Here is a 16714-nt window from a genome sequence, read left to right as displayed (position 1 = left end):
CATCTTTCCCACTCGTCCGGCGGAGCCACCGCCGTGTTCAACAGATTCGCGGTAGCTGTTCTCCTGCGGGCAGGTCGACGACACGGGTGCCGCCGAGGGCGGTGCGGGCCACCACCATCCCCGGATGCTCGGCAACGCAGTGACCCACGAGTGCCGCGTGGGCGCCGAGGGGGTGCGCGTGCATGGCGTCGAGGACGCGATCGGCATCGGCGGGGGGTACGAACGCGACGAGTTTGCCTTCGTTGGCGACATACAGCGGGTCGAGACCGAGCAAACCGCAGGCATCGCGTACCCCGACAGGCACCGGTATCGCCCGTTCGTCGAGTTCGACGCCGACACCTGCGGCCCGGGCGATCTCGTTGAGGGCGGCGCCCATGCCACCGCGGGTGGGATCGCGCAGCACGTGCACATCGGCGCCGGTGGCGAGCATGGCCGCGACCAATCCGTGCAGTGGCGCGGTATCGCTGCACAGTGTCGTGCCGAACTCGAGTCCTTCCCGGCAGCTCAGTACCGCGATTCCGTGCAGTCCGATCTCGCCGCTGACCAGCACCATATCGCCGGGCCGTGCCCGCTTGGGCCGGATGTCCACGCCTTCGGGCACCAGTCCGATGCCTGCGGTGTTGATGAAGATGCCATCGCCGTGCCCGGCGTCGACGACCTTGGTGTCGCCGGTGACCAGCCGGACCTCGGCCGCGAGCGCGGCGGTGCCGACGGCTTCGGCGATGCGGGCGATCTCGGCCAGCGCGGTGCCCTCTTCGAGGATGAACGCCGTCGAGAGCACCATCGGCTCGGCGCCGGACATCGCCAGATCGTTCACCGTGCCGTTCACGGCGAGGTCACCGATCGAGCCGCCCGGGAACACCAGCGGCTTGACCACGAACGAATCGGTGGAGAACGCCAGTCGCACATCGCCGAGGGGGAGCACCGCCGAATCGCCGAGCTCGGTGTCGGCGGCCGCGCCGAATGCGGGCAGGAACAGGTGCTCGATCAGCTCGCCCGACATCGCACCGCCGCCGCCGTGTCCCATCACGATATTGGGCGCGTCGCGCAGCGGCATGGGGCAGACCCAGCCATCGATGTCGAGCGGGGGAGATGCGGCTGCCCCACTGCCGTTGGTGTCACGCATGGGCGACCTCCGCGGGAAGATCGAGACGCCGGTACAGGTAGTACGCGGCACAGGCGCCTTCGGAAGAAACCATCGTGGCACCCAACGGGTTTCGCGGGGTGCATTCCTTGCCGAATGCGGCGCATTCGTGAGGTTTGATCAAGCCTTGGAGCACTTCACCGGACCGGCACACCGAAGACTCGGCGGTATGCAGATCGCCGACGGAGAAACGCTGTTCGGCGTCGTAGTCGCGGTAACGCGACGACAGCCGCCAGCCGCTGAGGGGGATCACGCCGATGCCGCGCCACGCCCGGTCGGTGACCTCGAAGACGTCCTCGAGCATCGCCTTGGCGGCTGGATTGCCGGCCGCGGCGACCGCGCGGGGATAGGCGTTCTCGACCTCGTGGCGTCCTTGCTCGAGCTGCAGCACGGTGCGCCGGATGCCTTCGAGGATGTCCAGCGGTTCGAATCCGGTGACCACCATCGGAACCTTGTATTTCTCGGCTAGCGGCGGATATTCGCCGGTGCCCATCACCGTGCAGACGTGCCCGGCGGCGAGGAATCCCTGCACCCGGCAGCTGGGCGACTCCATGATCGCCGCGATGGCGGGCGGGACGAGCACGTGCGATACCAGCAGCGAGAAATTCTCGATGCCGAGCCGTTGGGCCTGGTACACCGTCATCGCGTTGGCGGGCGCGGTGGTCTCGAATCCGATGCCGAAGAACACCACCTGCCGATCCGGGTTGTTCTTGGCCAGTTCCAGCGCATCCAGCGGCGAGTAGACCACCCGCACGTCGCCGCCTTCACTCTTGACCCGGAACAGATCCTTGTGACTGCCGGGTACCCGCAGCATGTCGCCGAAGGAGCAGAAGATCACCCCGGGCTGTGCGGCGATCTCCAGTGCCTTGTCGATCACCTCGAGCGGGGTGACGCACACCGGGCAACCGGGCCCGTGGATCATCTCGATCTGATCCGGCAACAGCTGGTCGATACCGTGGCGGATGATCGAATGTGTCTGTCCGCCACACACTTCCATGATCGACCAGCGCTTGCTGGTGGTGGCGCGGATACGGTCGAGCAGGTGCCGCGCCAGCTCGGGATTGCTGAATTCGTCCAGGTATTTCATGACTTCGCCTCCTGGTCGTCGACGGTTGCGCCCGGCGCGGTCGCGTCGGTGTTCGCCCCGGGTGGTGGGGCTTCGGGGTTGTCGACACCGGCCTGCTTCGCCGCGAGCGCGAAACCGTCGCCGAACTCCTCCTTCAGTACGCCGAGATGTTCGAACTCGGCCAGCGTCCGCAATGCGGATTCTTCGTCCAGGCGTTGGATCGCGAACCCGACGTGCACCACGACGTAATCGCCGACCGCCACGTCCGGGATGTATTGCAGGCACACGTCTTTGTGCACGCCGCCGAAGTCGACCTCCGACATCAGCGTGCCGTCGCGCTCGTCGACGCTGAGCACCTTTCCGGGAACCGCAAGACACATCGCTTGTCTCCTTCACTCACACCGCACCGGCTACCAGGAGCTGACCGAACGCGATCCCGCCGTCGTTCGGTGGCAGTCTGCGATGACTGATGACACGGAATCCGTCGTGCCGCAGCAGACGGGTACAGCTCGACAACAACAGCGCGTTCTGGAACACGCCGCCCGACAGCGCGATCACCGACTCGGGCGCGGTGAATCGCCGTGCGATGTCGTGCACGAGGTCGGCGACGGCGGCGTGGAATCGGGCGCCGATGACCGCAGCTGGTACGCCGCCTGCCGCGTCGGCGACGACCTCGGCGAGTACCGGGGCAGGATCGATCCGGGCGGGATCGCCGTCGTGCCAAGTGAATCGGTATCGGCCCGCCGCCGGGCCGGCCCCGCGGGCCAGGCCCTCGAGTTCGATCGCGGCCTGCGCCTCATAGTCGACGATGTGCCGCACCCCGGCCAGGGAGGCGACCGCGTCGAACAGCCGGCCCATGCTCGAGGTCGGCGCACAGCCGAGACCGGTGTCGAATTGGTGCGCGAGCACGGCCCGCTCGGCGTCGGGGCAGGCGTCGACCGAGGCGATGCCGGGGAACCACTCGATGCCCGCGGTGCGCAGATGCGACAGGGCCATCCGATACGGCTTGCGGACGCTGAGGTCGCCGCCCGCCAAGGGCACATAGGACAGATGCGCCATGCGCCGGTAGCCCTTGTATCCGGCGACGAGCACCTCACCGCCCCAGACCGCGCCATCGGGTCCGTACCCGGTGCCGTCGAAGGCGATGCCGAGGACCGTCTCGTTCGCATCGATCCCGTGCTCGCCCATCACCGCGGCCAGGTGCGCGTGATGGTGTTGCACCGTGTGCACCGGTCGGTCGGCCGCGTTCGCCCGGGCCCACGCGGTGGAACGGTAGCCGGGGTGCGCGTCGGCGGCGAGCTGGGTCGGGCGCACGCAAGTGAGTTCCTCCAGGTGGGATCGCGCCGTGTCGAATGCCTGCAAGGTGGCCAGATCGTCCATGTCGCCGATGTGCTGACTGAGCCAGGCATACCGGTCGTCGGCGACGGCGCAGGTGTTCTTCAGGTCGGCGCCGACCGCCAGGGTCGGCGGAACCGGGATGGGCAGCGCCAGCGGGAGCGGCGCGTAGCCGCGGGAACGGCGCACCGGCAGCTCGGCGCCGTCCACCACACGCACCACCGAGTCGTCGCACGGGACGAGAATGCGCCGGTTGTGGCCGAGCCAGGCGTCGGCGAGCCCGGCCAGGCGGGTGCGGGCGTCGGCATCGTCGTAGCAGATCGGTTCGCCGCCGAGATTGCCGGAGGTCATGACCAGCACGTCGGGGCCGGGCGGGTCGCCGGGCAGGCCGAACAGCAGCAGATGCAACGGGGTGTAGGCGAGCATGACGCCGAGGTCGGGGTTGCCTGGCGCGACCGCGTCGGCGACGGGCCGTTGGCCACGCGGGAGCAGGACGATCGGCCGCTGCGGACCGCTCAGCAGGGCCGCAGCGGTGGGGTCGATGGTCACGATGCGCGCCGCGGCATTCAGGTCGGCGACCATGACGGCGAACGGCTTGTTGCCGCGCCGCTTGCGGCGACGCAATTCGGCCACGGCCGCATCGTTGTCGGCGTCGCAGGCGAGGTGGTAGCCGCCGATGCCTTTTACCGCGAGAATGCCTCCGGCGCACAGCAATTCGCGCGCCGCGGCGAGTGGTCGCGCCGAATCGCCTGACCCGGCGTAGGACAGGGTGGGCCCACACTCCGGGCAGGCGATGGGCTGGGCGTGGAACCTGCGATCGGCGGGGTCGGCGTACTCGCGTGCGCAGCGCGGGCACATGGCGAAATCGGCCATGGACGTGCGCTCGCGGTCGTAGGGCAGCCCCGCGATGATGGTGAATCGCGGCCCGCAGTTGGTGCAGTTGACGAAGGGGTGGCGGTAGCGGCGGTCGGCGGGGTCGCGCAGTTCGCGCGCGCAGTCCGTACAGATCGCCACATCGGGTGAGGCCAGGGTGCGTCCGGCGCCGCCGCGCCGGGTGTCCCCGATCCGGAATCCGGTACCGCCGCGGATATCGACCGCGCTCTGCTCGACCGAGACGACTGCGGCCAGCGGCGGCGGGGAGTCGTGCACTCGGCGAATGAACTCCCGCACCGACGCCTCGGCGCCCTCGATCTCGATGACGACGCCGTCCGTGTCATTGGCGACACTGCCGGTCAGCGCGAGCTCGACGGCCGTGGTGTAGACGAACGGCCGGAACCCGACGCCCTGCACCACGCCGCGCACGAGCAGGCGGCGGCGAACGCGGTCGGCGGTCACGATTGTTCTCCGCTGCCGAGCAGACGCAGCCCGGCCATCGCTCGCTCCGCACCATCGGCGTCGGTCTTCTCGACGACGAATCCCATGTGGATGATCACCCAATCACCCGGCGCGGCAGGCTGATCCGCGTCGAGCAGACCGATATTGACCTTGCGCTTCTCACCGGACACCTCGACCACGGCGATCTGCTCGTGGTAGCCGTCCGGAATCTCCACGACCCGCCCCGGAATGCCAAGGCACATCCTCACACCTCCTGTCCAGCGCGCAATTGCGCCGCGATGCGCGAGACCTCGACCGCCGCCGGGTCGACGGCCGCCGCGACGGCAGGGCTGAGGCCGATTCCCTCGGCCACCGAGTCGACCTGGCAACCGACGACGACGGTCGGCGGCACGACACCGCCGAGCGCGCGCACCGCGGCGAAGACCGCCTCGGGATTCATCGCGTGCGCGTCCATTGCCGTCATCGCCCCCGACTCCTGTTCGGCACGCAGGATCTGCACGCGTCCGGGTTCGCCGGTATTCGGCAGGGCGTCCACCAGCACCACCGCATCCCACCCTTCGAGCAGGTCGTAGGCCAGATGCAACCCGCGGATGCCGTAGTCGACGATCCGCTGGTTCTCCTCCCGCGCCGTGGGCAGCCGACCGACCACCTCGGGGCCGAATCCGTCGTCGCCGAGGAAGATATTGCCGATCCCGGCAATGAGCACGCGAGCGCTCATCTCACATGTGGCGAATCTTCATATAACGCCGGAGGTCCGGTATCGACCGTATGCCGAGATACGCGCCGACCACGACGATGACTCCCACCACCGCGGTGGAGACCACTCCTACTGCTTGCATGACCGTATTCCTTTCACTCGTCGCCGTTGACAATCGGTTCGAGCTCATCTGGAGCGAAATACAAGTAGCGGCCATACCATTCGTGCAGATCGGCCGCCGGATCTTCGTCGATGACCACACCGACGTGCGTTTCGCCGTCGACGTCGGCGTGCACCGAGGTGACGCGCGCCGCCCTGCCGTCGTAGAACAGGTCATGGGCGTCGGCGCGTCGCGTCGGGCGCAGCCGAACGCGGCTGCCCTTGCGTACCAGCACCCCCGCGATCGGGACCGCGTCGGAATCCGGGCGCACCGCGCCGTCGGCCGCGGGATCCCACCAGCTCATGCCTTCGGGCACTTCGGGTACCAGGCGCGGTCCTTGCTCGCGCCACAGCCCGTGCAGGTCGTGCATGGCTTCGGGCGTCATCCCTGCACAGCGGTCGATGATCTCGGCCGCTCGCGGGTCGGTGGCGCGGGCCCGTTCCTTTTCGTCGTCGGTGAGCGTCATCACGCGCAGGGTGAGGATTTCGTCGATCTCGGTGGAATCGAACAGCTGGCCCGCGCTCTGCTCAGCGATCTCCGGATGGTCGTAGAGGATGATCGGCGAGACCAGGACAACGCCGTTGTGGCCGGGCGGTCCGGCCAGCACCGGGAAACAGCGGTGCTGGGTGCAGCGCTGGACCGCGGTCTCGGCGCCGGGTTCGGGGTCGAGCAGCGAGACGAACTCACCGTCGTCGAGTTCGGCGATCACATGGGCGCCGAGCATCGAGCGGGCCGTGGCGTCGGCCGAACTGGTGGCCGCGTCGCCGCTGTTGCGCAACCGTATTCCGATGCGTCGATAATCGCCCTCAGGGGCGACGGTCAATTCGAGTGTGCCCTCGATCGGTGCTCGAGTGCGCATCACCGTGCCCGCCGTCGATCCCGGAATCGGTTCGACCGCCTGCCAGCCCGGTACTTCGATCGGCATCGTCGCATCCATCAATGACCAAGGGCCACAGGGTATTTCACATTCAGTGGCCTCGTCCCAGCTGACCCATCGGCGGCCGTCGACGATCAGTTCGGCGCGCTCGGTCCCGTCCAGTTCGACAGTTCGGCGCTGCAGTTGCAGGAACCGCGCGGTGAGCGTGATCTGCGTGGCGCCGGACGCGCGGACGAGGCATTCGGCGGCCAGCGAATCGTCCTCACCGAGTCCGGCCGCGACCGCGCCGCGCGGGCCGAGCACGCCGAACTGCCAGCGGGACTGGTTCTTTCGGGCGTCCGACCGGTAGGGGTACAGCAGATATCCCTCGTACAGCACGGCGTCGGCGACGGCGCGGGCACGGGTCATGGCGTTCACGGCGTGGACTCCTCGGTGAGAAGTTTCGCGACCGCGTCGTCGAATCCGAGCAATCCGTGCGACGACTTGTAGGCGGCCAGCGCTTCGACGTTCTCCCTGCGTAACCGCACCCAGCCGGAGTTCGGATAGTGGGCGTCCATGAGATCGCGCCATACCGCGACCGGCATGTCGAATTTGTCCTCGCGATCCCATGGCACCTGCTGAACCGCGAAACCCGTTTCCCCCCTGATGAATACGGTGCCGCTGAACAGGAAGATCAGGGGCACGGTGCCCTCGCGCAGGGCGTGCAGGTACTTCGATCCGGTGACCTCGAAGTCGTAGGTGCACGGCATCGGCAGTTCCACCTCGGCGCCGCCGGAGAAGCCGGGCACCATGGTGGCACAGTGCATCCAGGTGAACGACTTCTGTGTTTCGTGCCAGCGTTCGCGCGGGCCGAAAAGGTCGAGTAGCCCCGCGCCTTCGGCGTCGGAGTAGCCGCGCCGGAAGGGTTCGATGCGCACCTGGGCGCGCAGCGCGATCGCGTGCACCGGCTCCTCGGCCAGCGCGGCGATGCCGATGCGCGCCGACAGATTCGGGACGACCGCGTACGGTTCCGGCCGCACCTCGAGCACCGCGAAGGTCATCGCATAGGCCGGGCTCATCACGCCACCTCCGGCCGGGCCCGAGCCGACATCGTGGTGAAGAACTCCGCGATGTAGCCCCTGGCCTCCATGCCGCCGTCGAATCCGCGCCACAGCATCCGCATCCGTCCGACGAACTCGTAGCAGGCATCGATCGGCAGCAGCAGGACCGCGCCGGGACCGCCGCGCTCGGGCATCCGGATCAGCAGGGCCTCGACATCAGGTGCGAGCCGGTCGAGTTCGGGATGGCGATCCAGCATCGACTGCCAATCCCGCAGCGGCAGTTCGGATTCGGTGGCCCCGGCCGGTCCCGGATAGAACGCGACAGTGCGTCCGAGCGCCGAATTGACGAAGAAGAACGCCAGGCCGACCGGGATGTCGAGGGCGTCCCATTCGCCCTGACCGATCGCACAGTCGGGGAACGAGACGTAGTGGTCGGGCACCGCCCGGTAGCGCAGTTCGGCCCGCTGATCGGTGAACAGCAGATAGCAGCCCACGCATACGCACATCAGCTGCCTGCCTTCGATATCCACCACATGCCGGTGCTGTGCACCGACCGGTTCGGCGCACATTTCGCACCGCTCTCCGGCCGCTGCGGGCGGGGTCGGATCGGTCGCGATGCGACGCAGTGCGCGCAGACCCTGGTTCATCCGCGGACCTCCGCGGGCACCGCAACCGAGATCTCACCGGAGCGCACCAGCACGGGCAGCGGCTCGAGATGCCCCTCGCCGTCCAGTCGCGTTCCGGCGTGCACCACGTCGAAATGGGCCAGGCACCCCGGACAGCGCAGCACCGCCGCGTCGGCCGGAGCTCCCATCTTTCGGTGCAGCGCGGCCCCCGCCATCGAACGCCCACAGGCTGCGCAGAGGTCGCGATAGACGAACAGGTCCGCGCCGACCCGGCAGGCCAGCACCGGCACGTCGGCCACTGTGAACCCACCGACCTCGCCTGCCGCCAAGTCCGCGAGCTCCGGGACCGAGATCCAGCTGCCCGCGGGCGGATCAGCGGTGTGTACCCGCGCGAACAGCGCCTCGGCCGGTATCACCCCCGCCTGCGGCTCTGCCGTCGCGGCGACCACCTCGATGGCCTCGATTTCCGGTGCGGCCGCACGCACCGCGTCCTCCACCGCGAGTTCCAGCGTCACCGACGACGAAGGGCACGTGCGACAGCTGCCGGACAGCTCGAGCCGCACGACACCGTCGGCGACATCGATGAGCGTCACATCGCCGCCGTGCGAGCCGAGGTAGGGGCGGACGCTGTCCAGCGCCGTCGCCACCCTCGTTCGCACGTCGTGCGGGTGCAGGCCGTGCACCAACAGCAGGCTCGCGACCAGATCGTCGCTGGTCAGCTCGTCGACGGTCCGTTCGTCGAGCCCGGCCATCACCCTGCCCAGTGCCGCGCCGTAGAGGTCGACGACCTCACGCACGAGACGCTCGGCGCGCTCGCGTGCCACCGGGCCGCCTGCCGAACAGGCATCCAGCAGGGTGTCGATCCGATCACCCGCGCCACGCCACTGGTTGTCGTCGATCGGTCTGGCTCGCTGCCGCGGGCCACTATCCACGCTGTGCCTCCCGTCGTCGGCGCGACCTGTCATTCCGCGGTCAGCGCCTGGGTAGGTGAATGCACCTTGTCCAGCGTGACGCCGTTGCCCAGATACATGTGCACCCCGCAGGGCAGGCACGGATCGAAACTGCGCACCGTGCGCATGATGTCGATGCCCTTGAAGTGCTCCCGGTCGTTCTCCTCGAAGATCGGCTGGCCCTGGACCGCGTCCTCGTAAGGCCCCGGTGTACCGAAGGAGTCACGCGGACTGGCGTTCCACGGCGTCGGCGGATACGGGTGGTAGTTGGCGATCTTGCCGTCCCGGATGACCATGTGGTGTGACAGCACACCGCGCACCGCCTCGGTGAATCCACAGCCGATGCCCTCGTCGGGCACCTCGAAGTGTTCCCAGGTCTTGGTATGGCCCGCTCGGATCTCAGCGAGCGCCTGCTCGGCGAAGTGCACCGCACATGCCGCCGCGTAGGCCTGGAAGTAGGTGCGCGCCCGGTCGCGTTCGATCGTGTTGCTGCCGTGCGCCGGAATCTTCCATTCCAAGGTGACCGGGCCCTTCAACGCGGTCTTGGGCAGGTTGATCTGCACGGTGGATCCGGTGGATTTGACGTAACCGTTATCCACCAGCCCGGCCAGCGCCGTCGTCCACAGGCGAGCCAGGGGCCCACCTCCGGTGTCGAGTGCGAGATGGTCCTTGCCATCGAACCAGCGGGGGGACATCACCCAGCTGTACTTGTCGTCCAGGTCGCGCTTCTGCGGTCTCGGGTTGGTGTGCTGATTCCACGGGTGACGCCGGTCGACCGGATTGCCGAGCGGATCGGTCGTGACGAACATTTCCTGATCGGTCCAGTCCTCGTAATACGAACTGCCCAACAGGATCCGGAGGCCGAGATTGATATCGACCAGCGAGGTGGTGATCAGCTTCCCGTCCACGACGACGCCGGGGGTGACGAACATCCCCCGGCCCCACTGCTCCATATCCTTGTAGTCGAAGTTGCATACCGCTGGATCCTGGAACGATCCCCAGCAGCCGAGCAGTGTGCGACGCAGACCCACCTGCTCGTAGCCCGGCAGCGCCTCGTAGAAGAAGTCGAACAGGTCGTCGTGCATCGGCACGACCTTCTTCATGAACTCCACGTACCGCATCAGCCGCGACATATAGTCGGTCATCAGCTGAATCGTCGCGACCGTGCCGACCCCACCGGGATACAGCGTCGACGGGTGCACGTGCCTGCCCTCCATCAGGGAGAACATTTCGCGCGTGTACCGACTGACCTGCAGCGCCTCCCGATAGAACTCGCCGGTGAACGGATTGAGCGCCCGCATGATGTCGGCGACGGTGCGATAGCCGTGGTCACCGGCGTGCGGCGCCTCGGTGCGCTCGGCTTGTTCGAGCACGCCCGGGTTGGTCTCGGCGACCATCTTCTCGCAGAAGTCCACCCCGACCAGGTTTTCTTGGAAAATGTTGTGGTCGAACATGTACTCGGCGGCCTCGCCGAGGTTGACGATCCACTCGCCGATGGGCGGTGGTTTGACCCCGTAGGCCATGTTCTGGCAGTAACACGAACAGGTCGCGTGGTTGTCACCGCAGATGCCGCAGATGCGGCTGGTGATGAAGTGCGCGTCGCGCGGGTCCTTGCCCTTCATGAAAATCGAATAGCCGCGGAAGATCGACGAGGTGCTGTGGCACTCGACCACCTCGCGACTGTTGAAGTCGATCTTGGTGTAGATGCCGAGGCTGCCGACGATACGGGTGATCGGATCCCAGGCCATCTCGACCAGGGCGTCGGGTTCGATCTTGCGAAGTGACGGATCGGGAATGATCTCTGTCATCGAAATATCTCCCTACCAAGTGCGTGTCGCGCCGGATTCGAGCTTCCCGCCCTTGTGCCGCCAGCGCGGTTCCTTGTCGACGGTGCGGCCGGTGATGTGGCGAAGACTGCGGATCACCGATCCGTACAGCCCGGAAGCGGTCGAGGAGATCTTGCCGCCCGGCGGTTCGTCCATGAACGGCATGAACTTGTCCGGGAATCCCGGCATCGTGCAGCCGATGCAGATGCCACCCACATTCGGGCACCCGCCCACGCCGTTGACCCAGCCGCGCTTGGGCACGTTGCACTTGACGACCGGACCCCAACAGCCCAGCTTCACAATGCATTTCGGTGATCCATATTCTTCGGCGAAATCACCCTGCTCGTAATAGCCCGCTCGATCGCAACCTTCGTGCACGGTGGCGCCGAACAACCACTTCGGGCGCAGCACATCGTCGAGCGGGATCATCGGCGCCTGGCCCGTGGCCATATAGAGAAGATATGTAAGGGTTTCGGACAGATTGTCGGGCTGGATCGGGCAGCCGGGCACGCAGACGATCGGGATGCCCGCTTTGCTCTTCCAATCCCAGCCGAGATAGTCCGGGACACCCATCGCGCCGGTCGGGTTTCCCGCCATCGCGTGGATACCGCCGTATGTCGCGCAAGTGCCTGCGGCGACCACTGCGGTCGCCTTGGGCGCCAGCCGATCGAGCCATTCGCTCGTCGTCATCGGCTGACCGGTCGCAGGATTATTGCCGAAGCCGCACCAGTAACCCTCTTCGTGCAACTGTTCGTTGGGGATCGACCCCTCGACGACCAGAACGAACGGATCGAGTTCGCCCCGATCTCCCTTGAAGAACCACTCCAGGAAATCGTCCGCGCCGCCGGTCGGGCCGCATTCGAAATCGATGAGCGGCCAATGCACGGCAATCTTCGGCAATCCCGGGAGTGATCCGAGTGCGATCTCTTCGATGCTCGGCTGGGAGGCGGCGGTAAGGGCCACCGAATCGCCGTCACAGCTGAGTCCCGCATTGATCCAGAGGACGTGGATCAAGGTGTCTTCGGCTTTTACTGCTTCCTGAGTTGGCATCGGACTGCCACCTTCCGCAGCGGGGGCACGCGGATACTTCGCTGGGCAGCTACGCCGACTGGTCCGCGTATGACTCTGATCACATGAGTCTAGGTCTGAGAGCCGAGGGCTTTCAAGGTATCGGTATGCCGACGGTTAACCGGGCGGTGAGCCAGTCGTACCAGAGAGAAAGTCCATCGCCGGTGGCCGCCGATACCGGAAGGATTTTTACGCCGGGATTCACCGACTGCGCGTACTCCACGCAGCGCGCTGAATCGAAATCTACATATGGCAGCAGATCGGTTTTGTTGATCAGCACCAGCTCCGCCGCGGCAAACATGTGCGGATATTTCAACGGCTTGTCGGTGCCCTCGGTGGCCGAGATGATCACGACCTTGCCCGCCTCGCCGAGATCGAACAATGCCGGACAGACGAGATTGCCCACATTCTCCACGAACAGCAGGCTGCCCGGCGCCGGATCCAGCGCGTCGAGAGCGCGTCGCATCATGTCCGCATCGAGATGGCAGCCGGCGCCGGTATTCACCTGCACGACCTTGCAGCCGGTTGCCTCGATGCGCTGCGCGTCCAGGACGGTCGCCTGATCGCCCTCGATGACGGCCACCGGAACCGAGTCGAGCTCGCGGATCGTCCGCTCGATCAGGGTCGTTTTCCCCGCGCCGGGCGAACTGGTCATATTGAGCGCCAAGATCCCGCGTTCACGCAATCGCGCACGGTTCGCCGCGGCGAGCTCGTCATTCTTGGCGAGCACCTTCTGTTCGAGGGTCAGCGTGGTCAGTGCGTGTTCGTGGGGGTGTTCGTGTTCATGCCCGCGACCATGCTCATGGTGGCCATGATCGTGCGGGTGATCGTGGTCCTGATGTCCGACGGTGATCACAGCGACCCCGTCGCCCTCGCATCCGCAGGTTGCGCACATCGCTCACTCACCTCCATCGATACGATTCGAAGTTCCCGCCCCGCAGTTATCTCGACATCGGCGCTGCCGCAACGGCATAGCACGATGAGGTCGGGCAGGAGGAATTGCGCCCCGCAGTTCCGGCAACGCGCCGTCCCTTCGACAATGCGCAGGTCCAGCCTTGCTCCCTCGGCGATTGTTCCCTCGGTGGCAAGCTCGAAACAGAACCGCATGGACTCGGGCACCACAGCGCACAGCGCGCCGACCTCGACCGTCACGTCGTGCACAAGGCGCCCTTGCGCATGCTCGCAGACGGCGTCGACAAGGTACCGGGTTATAGCCATTTCATGCATCCCGACCTCGCCTTTCGACAAGCCCCGAGGTGAATCCTACGCTGCGGAGTTCTGCCATCGCTCCGGTATTCCGTACGTGGTTTTCCAGGCAAAAAGCGCGGGCGCAATCCGGCCCGCGAATGGGCCGTCAGCGAGGGCAGGTACGCCGACAGGTCTGGTGGGGAACCGGACGCCCAAGCCTTCTTCGCATGGTCGGCGAATTCGCCGAACCGAGCACGGTGTGCGCGAGCCATGATGATGCGATATTGGAGGTGAAGCGACACAGTCTCCGCTGAAACTGGAGGGCAGTGCGAATGCCGTCGAAAACTTGGAACATCTCCATCGCCATCGAAGAACTCGACCGCCTGACCAAAGTAAAAGCCCAGCTGATCGGCCGCGGAGACGAGCCATTGACCTCGGCCGGTTCCGCTCACACCAATCCCGCCGACGAGAACGTCCCCGCCATCGGCGATGAACTCGCTTGTGCCCGCGCGCTGCAAGATCTGGCCCACCAACTGCTGCACGCGGCCATAACGGATATCGAAGCCCACACGCACAAGCCGGTTCAGGGCTTGCAAGCCTGATATCTGACCAGGCGAGAGTTACCCCCGGTTTACTACCGTGGGCATTGTCCTCCGGTGACAATCACCCGCGGCGAATTTCGTTCATGTACGACGGTGTCCTGCGGCAGCGTGATTTCCCGTCGAGCTGGCGTTGCTGATCTGTCACTGGTACGGCGCGGCGGTATTGCGGCCGAATTGTGACTGACCGCGCGTGCTGGTTCATCGGCCTGGCGGTGTCGAAGACGATTGTCACCTGACGGCAAGGCCGGCGGACGTAGAATTGCCACCGGCATCGCTTTGGGCCGGTGCCTTCTGCAGTGGCGTGCGACGCAGCGCGGGATGTGGATGACGACTCGTCGGCCGGCCATTGCACAGCGGCACGACCAGATAGTGCGCTTCCGGCACCGTCGTTGCAGGCGATAGCAGTGTAGATGGCATCAAGGGTTGGCCGATTACCGTTCGACAATTTTGCCGGCGCCGCTGCCTCGGTCCGCTCTGGTGAGGTCCCCGACGCCGCCGCTCTCCAGGGAAAGCGAGGATACCGATGTCTACTCATCAGGCTGTTCACGTGCAATCCGCCGGTGCGGCGTTGAAACTTGTCGATGTCGAAACGCAAGCACCGCCGCGCGACCATGTGCGCCTCGCGGTTTCGGCGTGCGGGATCTGTGGTACCGACCGTGCGTTCGTCGGCGGAGCATTTCCGGACATGGCGTGGCCGCTGACACCGGGGCACGAGATCGCAGGCACCATCGCCGAACTCGGCGCAGGCGTCGACAACTACGTCGTCGGTGACCGCGTCGCCGTCGGCTGGTTCGGTGGGCATTGCAACAAATGCGTCCCATGCCGCAGCGGCGACTTCATCCACTGCCGGAACATGCAGGTTCCCAGCTGGCAGTACCCGGGCGGATATGCCGAGTCGGTGACCGTACCGGCCAATGCGCTGGCCCGCATCCCTGACGCGCTCTCCCTGGCCGAGGCCGCGCCGATGGGTTGCGCCGGCGTCACCACCTACCACGCGCTTCGCGAAACCCGGGCGGTACCCGGCGACCGCGTCGCCATTTTGGGCGTCGGCGGACTGGGCCACCTCGGCGTGCAATTCGCTCACGCGATGGGCTTCGAAACCATCGCGATCGCTCGCGGCGCGGACAAAGCCGAAGACGCCCGCGCGCTCGGTGCGCACCACTACATCGACTCGACCGCAGGCGAGGTCAGCCGGGCGTTGCGGGGACTCGGCGGCGTGTCCGTTGTCCTGGGGACCGTGGGCAACGCACAAGCCATGGGCGAAACCGTCGACGCGCTACTACCGCGCGGTGAGCTCATCACCATCGGGGTCTCCGCCGAGCCACTGCCGATCAGCCCGATGCAGCTGATCACCCGCGGGCTCAGCGTTACCGGCCACGCCTCCGGCACCGCCCGCGATATCGAGGAAACGATGCAATTCGCGGTCCGATCCGGCGTGCGCACACGTATCCAACAGTGGCCGCTGGAGCAAGCCGCCGAGGCATTCACCGCAATGGAACAGGGGCGGGCCCGGTACCGCATGGTCCTGACGGTCTGACCGATCAGGCCTCGCCGCAATGCTGATAGTCGCAGGTCATCAGGTCTGTTCGAGGTGCTGGCGGGCGATTTGGTGTGCACGAATCCGGGCCGACTCCTTCCCATACGACGTACCATCGGATAATGTGTCGTTATATAGCGGTACGTTAATTGAGGGGAAGATGACTCATGGAGATCGCGACGAAGTTCTGGACGGTGCGTCGGGTGGTGGTCGCGACGCTTTTCAGCATCGCGCTGGTGCTGGTGACGATCGCCTCGCCGCACCTTTTCGCGGCCTCGGCCGGGCCGCGGGATTCGCACAGTCCCGGGGGTGGTCACGGCTACGGAGCGGGAACACATCCCAACAGTAATGACCACAGTCAGCGCAACAGTGGCTACGGCTACGGAACGCGCTCCAACAGCGACGGCCATGATCAGTACCGAGGCCGCACCGAGAACCCCTGTCAATACACGCCGACGGGGACGTGCGGAGCGCGCTGACAGCGAGGCCGGGCACCATCCGAATTCTGTTGAGGAGCGAGCAGCTCCCGCCACACCGCGGCTGTGTCGGCGAGCGGCCGCGGCAGCTCTTTCCGCGGCCTGGCGCGCTGCGTCTCGTCGACTTTCGCAACGATCCCATCGAGTGGAACGTCCGCCTCGATTATCGTGCCATTGTCGGGGTCGATCAGACCCAGCCGTGCGCGGGTGAGTTCGGAGTATTTGATCATCCTGCTGTTCACATAGCGATCGTGGTAATTGCCATAACCGATGAACGGATGGGGCGACGGCTATCAGGTCGATGGTGCGTCGATCTCATCGGCGAGTGGCTTCAGGGTGACAAGAGGAATTGTTCGGGTTGTCAGTTTTTGATAGTCGGCGTAGCCGGGGTGGGCGGCGATGACGTCGGGCCACAGTTTGTCCCGCTCGGCCGGTGACAGGACGCGAGCGGTCATCGGCCGATTCGGACCGTGCGCGAGTGAAACCTGGACCGCAGGGTTCGCGCGCAGGTTGTGCAGCCATGCCGGGTCGGTGGGATCACCGCCGCGGGAGGCGACGATGACGATCGTGTCGCCGTCGATGATCGGTGCGGTGAGGACGACCGTGTGCGGTCGGCCGGACTTGCGGCCGATGGTGGTCAGCGTGAGCGTCGGCATGCCTTTGAAGGTTGTGCCGAGGATGCCGCCGCTGATCTTTATCACCGTGCGGTGGATGGTGTTCAACGTCTTGAGCTGACGGTCGGTCGGCATGGTGGCGCTCCTTCTGCTGGCTGATGCGTGATCTGCTC

General features: G+C 66.2%; 19 protein-coding genes. 3 read left to right on the top strand and 16 right to left on the bottom strand.

Translation table 11 applies throughout. From position 1 onward, the window contains the following. Positions 1–37: 37 nt before the first annotated feature. The 15 genes from hypE to ACQPXH_RS27095 form a co-directional block, all read right to left on the bottom strand. Positions 38–1126, bottom strand: a complete 1089-nt coding sequence (hypE, locus tag ACQPXH_RS27165; protein ID WP_433599308.1) for a hydrogenase expression/formation protein HypE — start codon at positions 1124–1126, stop codon at positions 38–40. Next, complete coding sequence (gene hypD / locus ACQPXH_RS27160) at positions 1119–2231, bottom strand: hydrogenase formation protein HypD (protein WP_433599307.1); 1113 nt, start codon at positions 2229–2231, stop codon at positions 1119–1121. The genes hypE and hypD overlap by 8 nt, the downstream gene beginning before the upstream one ends. Further along, positions 2228–2590, bottom strand: coding sequence for a HypC/HybG/HupF family hydrogenase formation chaperone (locus tag ACQPXH_RS27155; RefSeq protein ID WP_433599306.1), 363 nt, complete (start codon positions 2588–2590; stop codon positions 2228–2230). The genes hypD and ACQPXH_RS27155 overlap by 4 nt, the downstream gene beginning before the upstream one ends. A 16-nt stretch (positions 2591–2606) precedes the next feature. Next, the gene (gene hypF / locus ACQPXH_RS27150; RefSeq protein ID WP_433599305.1) at positions 2607–4880 is read right to left on the bottom strand and encodes a carbamoyltransferase HypF; all 2274 of its coding nucleotides are present in this window, start codon (positions 4878–4880) and stop codon (positions 2607–2609) included. Continuing rightward, on the bottom strand, positions 4877–5122 hold the full coding sequence (locus tag ACQPXH_RS27145; RefSeq protein ID WP_433599304.1) for a HypC/HybG/HupF family hydrogenase formation chaperone: 246 nt from the start codon (positions 5120–5122) through the stop codon (positions 4877–4879). Before ACQPXH_RS27145 ends, hypF begins: the two co-directional genes overlap by 4 nt. A 2-nt stretch (positions 5123–5124) precedes the next feature. Beyond that, positions 5125–5598 carry a hydrogenase maturation protease gene (locus ACQPXH_RS27140; RefSeq protein ID WP_433599303.1) on the bottom strand — a complete coding sequence of 158 codons (474 nt, stop codon included), beginning with the start codon at positions 5596–5598 and terminating at the stop codon, positions 5125–5127. Position 5599: 1 nt separating this feature from the next. Further along, on the bottom strand, positions 5600–5719 hold the full coding sequence (locus tag ACQPXH_RS27135) for a DUF6893 family small protein (RefSeq protein WP_433599302.1): 120 nt from the start codon (positions 5717–5719) through the stop codon (positions 5600–5602). A gap of 13 nt (positions 5720–5732) precedes the next feature. Next, the gene (locus ACQPXH_RS27130) at positions 5733–7022 is read right to left on the bottom strand and encodes a hypothetical protein (protein WP_433603595.1); all 1290 of its coding nucleotides are present in this window, start codon (positions 7020–7022) and stop codon (positions 5733–5735) included. 5 nt (positions 7023–7027) lie between these two features. Next, the gene (locus tag ACQPXH_RS27125) at positions 7028–7672 is read right to left on the bottom strand and encodes a DUF6084 family protein (protein ID WP_433599301.1); all 645 of its coding nucleotides are present in this window, start codon (positions 7670–7672) and stop codon (positions 7028–7030) included. Further along, a complete protein-coding gene (locus tag ACQPXH_RS27120) occupies positions 7672–8301 on the bottom strand; it encodes a DUF5947 family protein (RefSeq protein ID WP_433599300.1) in 630 nt (209 codons plus the stop codon). Before ACQPXH_RS27120 ends, ACQPXH_RS27125 begins: the two co-directional genes overlap by 1 nt. Then, complete coding sequence (locus tag ACQPXH_RS27115) at positions 8298–9212, bottom strand: NifU family protein (RefSeq protein ID WP_433599299.1); 915 nt, start codon at positions 9210–9212, stop codon at positions 8298–8300. Before ACQPXH_RS27115 ends, ACQPXH_RS27120 begins: the two co-directional genes overlap by 4 nt. Positions 9213–9241: 29 nt before the next feature. Then, a complete protein-coding gene (locus ACQPXH_RS27110; RefSeq protein WP_433599298.1) occupies positions 9242–11038 on the bottom strand; it encodes a nickel-dependent hydrogenase large subunit in 1797 nt (598 codons plus the stop codon). Positions 11039–11050: 12 nt separating this feature from the next. Next, positions 11051–12106, bottom strand: a complete 1056-nt coding sequence (locus ACQPXH_RS27105) for a hydrogenase expression protein HypE (RefSeq protein ID WP_433599297.1) — start codon at positions 12104–12106, stop codon at positions 11051–11053. 112 nt (positions 12107–12218) lie between these two features. Continuing rightward, positions 12219–13019 (bottom strand): hydrogenase nickel incorporation protein HypB, encoded by an 801-nt coding sequence (gene hypB / locus ACQPXH_RS27100; RefSeq protein WP_433599296.1) that lies wholly within the window; start codon positions 13017–13019, stop codon positions 12219–12221. Further along, positions 12977–13351 (bottom strand): hydrogenase maturation nickel metallochaperone HypA, encoded by a 375-nt coding sequence (locus ACQPXH_RS27095; protein WP_433603594.1) that lies wholly within the window; start codon positions 13349–13351, stop codon positions 12977–12979. The genes hypB and ACQPXH_RS27095 overlap by 43 nt, the downstream gene beginning before the upstream one ends. 293 nt (positions 13352–13644) lie before the next feature. On the opposite strand from ACQPXH_RS27095, the gene ACQPXH_RS27090 reads away from it, so the two are divergent. From ACQPXH_RS27090 to ACQPXH_RS27080, 3 genes are all read left to right on the top strand, one after another. Then, positions 13645–13914, top strand: a complete 270-nt coding sequence (locus ACQPXH_RS27090; RefSeq protein ID WP_433599295.1) for a DUF1876 domain-containing protein — start codon at positions 13645–13647, stop codon at positions 13912–13914. Between the two features lie 523 nt (positions 13915–14437). Next, the gene (locus ACQPXH_RS27085; RefSeq protein WP_433599294.1) at positions 14438–15451 is read left to right on the top strand and encodes an alcohol dehydrogenase catalytic domain-containing protein; all 1014 of its coding nucleotides are present in this window, start codon (positions 14438–14440) and stop codon (positions 15449–15451) included. Between the two features lie 167 nt (positions 15452–15618). Then, a complete protein-coding gene (locus ACQPXH_RS27080) occupies positions 15619–15930 on the top strand; it encodes a hypothetical protein (RefSeq protein WP_433599293.1) in 312 nt (103 codons plus the stop codon). Positions 15931–16220: 290 nt separating this feature from the next. Here the strand turns inward: ACQPXH_RS27080 and ACQPXH_RS27075 are convergent, their stop codons facing one another. Then, positions 16221–16676: a nitroreductase/quinone reductase family protein gene (locus tag ACQPXH_RS27075; RefSeq protein ID WP_433599292.1), complete on the bottom strand. Its 456-nt coding sequence runs from the start codon at positions 16674–16676 to the stop codon at positions 16221–16223. Positions 16677–16714 lie beyond the last annotated feature (38 nt).

Origin of the sequence: Nocardia sp. CA-135953, assembly GCF_050955735.1 — a bacterium.
GTDB lineage: Bacteria > Actinomycetota > Actinomycetes > Mycobacteriales > Mycobacteriaceae > Nocardia.
The sequence above is the reverse complement of the archived record's forward strand: the minus strand, read 5'-3'. Positions and strand labels throughout refer to the sequence as shown.

Coding starts and splice junctions, on each gene's coding strand:
- hypE (WP_433599308.1), bottom strand. CDS start 1,126: ATGCGTGACACCAACGGCAGTGGGGCAGCCGCATCTCCCCCGCTCGAC.
- hypD (WP_433599307.1), bottom strand. CDS start 2,231: ATGAAATACCTGGACGAATTCAGCAATCCCGAGCTGGCGCGGCACCTG.
- ACQPXH_RS27155 (WP_433599306.1), bottom strand. CDS start 2,590: ATGTGTCTTGCGGTTCCCGGAAAGGTGCTCAGCGTCGACGAGCGCGAC.
- ACQPXH_RS27145 (WP_433599304.1), bottom strand. CDS start 5,122: ATGTGCCTTGGCATTCCGGGGCGGGTCGTGGAGATTCCGGACGGCTAC.
- ACQPXH_RS27140 (WP_433599303.1), bottom strand. CDS start 5,598: ATGAGCGCTCGCGTGCTCATTGCCGGGATCGGCAATATCTTCCTCGGC.
- ACQPXH_RS27135 (WP_433599302.1), bottom strand. CDS start 5,719: ATGCAAGCAGTAGGAGTGGTCTCCACCGCGGTGGTGGGAGTCATCGTC.
- ACQPXH_RS27130 (WP_433603595.1), bottom strand. CDS start 7,022: ATGACCCGTGCCCGCGCCGTCGCCGACGCCGTGCTGTACGAGGGATAT.
- ACQPXH_RS27125 (WP_433599301.1), bottom strand. CDS start 7,672: ATGAGCCCGGCCTATGCGATGACCTTCGCGGTGCTCGAGGTGCGGCCG.
- ACQPXH_RS27120 (WP_433599300.1), bottom strand. CDS start 8,301: ATGAACCAGGGTCTGCGCGCACTGCGTCGCATCGCGACCGATCCGACC.
- ACQPXH_RS27110 (WP_433599298.1), bottom strand. CDS start 11,038: ATGACAGAGATCATTCCCGATCCGTCACTTCGCAAGATCGAACCCGAC.
- ACQPXH_RS27105 (WP_433599297.1), bottom strand. CDS start 12,106: ATGCCAACTCAGGAAGCAGTAAAAGCCGAAGACACCTTGATCCACGTC.
- hypB (WP_433599296.1), bottom strand. CDS start 13,019: ATGTGCGCAACCTGCGGATGCGAGGGCGACGGGGTCGCTGTGATCACC.
- ACQPXH_RS27095 (WP_433603594.1), bottom strand. CDS start 13,351: ATGCATGAAATGGCTATAACCCGGTACCTTGTCGACGCCGTCTGCGAG.
- ACQPXH_RS27090 (WP_433599295.1), top strand. CDS start 13,645: ATGCCGTCGAAAACTTGGAACATCTCCATCGCCATCGAAGAACTCGAC.
- ACQPXH_RS27085 (WP_433599294.1), top strand. CDS start 14,438: ATGTCTACTCATCAGGCTGTTCACGTGCAATCCGCCGGTGCGGCGTTG.
- ACQPXH_RS27080 (WP_433599293.1), top strand. CDS start 15,619: ATGGAGATCGCGACGAAGTTCTGGACGGTGCGTCGGGTGGTGGTCGCG.
- ACQPXH_RS27075 (WP_433599292.1), bottom strand. CDS start 16,676: ATGCCGACCGACCGTCAGCTCAAGACGTTGAACACCATCCACCGCACG.